Source organism: Martelella sp. UBA3392, from assembly GCF_002358775.1.
In the GTDB taxonomy this organism is placed as follows: Bacteria; Pseudomonadota; Alphaproteobacteria; order Rhizobiales; family Rhizobiaceae; genus Martelella; species Martelella mediterranea.
On the sequence record NZ_DEPM01000018.1, the window covers coordinates 1 to 2,717 of the forward strand.

Here is a 2,717-nt window from a genome sequence, read left to right on the forward strand (position 1 = left end):
CGACATCTCTCCCCTCCGGGGCGAGAAGACTTGGGGGCTCTGCGGATAAGTCCCTTGAATGTGATCATCAGGACAAACCGCGAAGCCTCACATCACTGAAACTCGAAGATCTTGCGGAACACGCCGGGCGCGATGGCCGAGAGCGGGTTGACGATCAGTTCCGGCTTTTCGGTCTTGCCGGTGAGCCGGAAGGTGATGCCGAACAGGCCCTTGTCGTTGCCGTTGCCGAGCAGCGGGCCGAAGATCGGAATTTCCGCGAAAATCCGGTTGAGCCCATAGGCCGGCATGAAGGTGCCGGTCATGTCGATATTGCCGGCGGCATCGCGCACCACGCCCTTGATGGTCGCGCCCACCTGATCGCCGCGCACGAAGGCGTCGGAGACCCGCAGCACGCCATTTGAGATATCGATCACCGCCTGGGCGCGCTGGAAGCGCTGGTCGGTCTCGTTGATCTGGTTCTTGTAGGCGGCGTTCAGGCTCTTGCCGTTGCCGACCGTGGGGTCCGTCAGGATTTTCTTGAGCTGCTCGTCCTTGATCAGCCGGAAATCCGTCAACGTCGCCATGCCCTGCCAGCCGGCATCGGTCTCGATCATGTCGAGATTGAGCGAACCGCCCGTCATCTTCTGGTAGATGCCAAGGAAGCGCAGCAGCGCGCCGGCGCCGCTGGTCTTGAGCGACACCGACTGCCGGTCGCCATCAGGCGCCACGGCAAGCGCCATCGGCTGTGACGAGGCGGTGGTCGCCTTCAGCGTCGCATCGGCCATCTTGCCCGCGCGGACCTTGATGTCGCCATTGACGCCGGAAAGCTGACGGTCGTTTTCGCCGGAAACGCGGGCAATATCGAAATGAACGTCGACATTGCCGCCGCCGCTTCTCCCGCCGCCGATCGAACCGCCATTGCCGCTTTTGACAAGTTGGTCGAGCAGCGGCTTGGCCGAGAAGGACCGGCCGGTCAGGGTCACGTCGAGCCCGCTCTTGCCGCGCTGCATGCCGACATTAACGCTGTCGCCGGGCGAGATCGCGACATCGGTCAGCGTCGCCGCCAGAAGGCCCTCCTTGTCGAGCGTCACCTGCCCCCTGGCACCGAGCCCGCTGCCCGTCAGGTGCAGATCGTTGAGCGTCGTCACGCCGTTTTCGCCGGGCGTGAGCGTGAACGAAAGCGTCGCGGGAACGCCGGACGGCTTCTGCCAGCCGATGAAGGGCAGAGACAGGGTCGTCTGCTGCAGGTCGACCGCGATCATATTGCCCTCATCGCCGCCTTCGACCGTGATGGAAACCGGGCCGCTGACATAATCGTCAAGTCCGGGGGCAAGCTGGTTGCGCTGGGCGTCGTTCAGATTGCCCGAGAGCCAGAGAACCGACGCATCCTCCTCGCCCTCTGGCCTCTCTTCAGGCTTGCCGAGCGGCATGCTCCACTGCACCTCAAGCGGTATGCCGTCGGCGCTGCCGCTGCCTTCGTAGGAGATCCGGCTGGGCACGATCTCGACAAGGCCGTCGAGGCCGCTGACCTGATGGCCGTTGATCGGCGTGGCGATCGCGCCATCGGTGACATCGGCCACGACATGCCAGACCGGATCGAAGGCCACATCCCGATCGAGCGGGAAGCTTGCCCTGAGATTGACCTCGGTGTTGCCCGAAAACTGATCGGAGGTGAAATCCGTCGATTTCAGTGCGTTGATCGGCGGCGCCTCGGCGAGTTTCACCAGATCGCGCACTTCGCCGGCGAGCATGATGTCGACGACCCCGGTCAGCGGCTTGGAATAGGTATCCGCGATCGCAAAGGTCCCCTTCTCGAGCTTCACCGTGCGCGATTTGGCGACGCTGAGCGAGCCGTCCCTGATCTCGACATCGACCCGGCCGCCATTGATCGAGACGCGGGCGTCGCTGCGCTCGACATCGGGCATCTGGTCGCTGAGCGTGATCCGGGTGTCATCGATATCGAAGGCGACCTTCATCTCGGTCTCGTCGAGCTGGACCGGAATGCCCGGCCCCTCGATACGCCCGGCCGAGAGATAAATCGCGATGTCGCCATTTGTGACCACGCCGCCATGAAGATTGCGGCTGACCCATTCGCGCGGCTTCCGGGCGATCCAGAACGGCCAGAGCTGCTTGACCGCCTCGGTATCCATCCGCTCGATCCGGGCGCCGAAGCTGAGTTCCGGGCTGGCATCGCCGAACACCGCCTTGAACGAGGCCGCCATCATGCCCTGGGGCGAGCTGATCGAAATATCATCGAGCAGCAGGCGCGGGATCGAGGCGCGGTATTCCCCGGTGAACTTGGCGTCGAAGATCAGCGGCGGAAGGCCCGGTTCGCGCGACTTGAAACGTCCGCCCCGCACCAGCACGTCGAGCGCATACCCATCCGTGGCATCCGGCTGATAGCGGTCGAGATCGATGATCCCGGCGGTGAAGGGAAACCGGCTGCCGTCGAATTCGAACGAGGAATCGCTGATTTCGATCGATTTCTTGGCGGTATCGTAGATCAGGTTCAGATTGGCGTCGTTGAAGGGCCGCGCGATCGAGTCCGCGATGAAACGGCCGGCGCCGACATCGATCTGCGCGGCGACCGCGGGCTCGCCGTCGACGCGCGCGCGCTCCAGGGAGAGCACGAGGTCCGCGGTCCCCTCAAGACCGAGCATCGGTTCGCCGTCTTCTTTCGTCCTGAGCAGGAACGGCGTCAGCAACAGGTTGGAAACCTCGGCCTGCAGGCTTTGCGT

Annotated in this window: 1 protein-coding gene; it reads right to left on the bottom strand. The window is 63.8% G+C overall.

All coding sequences use genetic code 11. The features are described 5' to 3' along the window. Window positions 1-92: 92 nt before the first annotated feature. A partial coding sequence (locus tag B4E36_RS01500) for a DUF3971 domain-containing protein (RefSeq protein WP_345899890.1) occupies window positions 93-2,717 on the bottom strand: 2,625 nt, incomplete at its 5' end.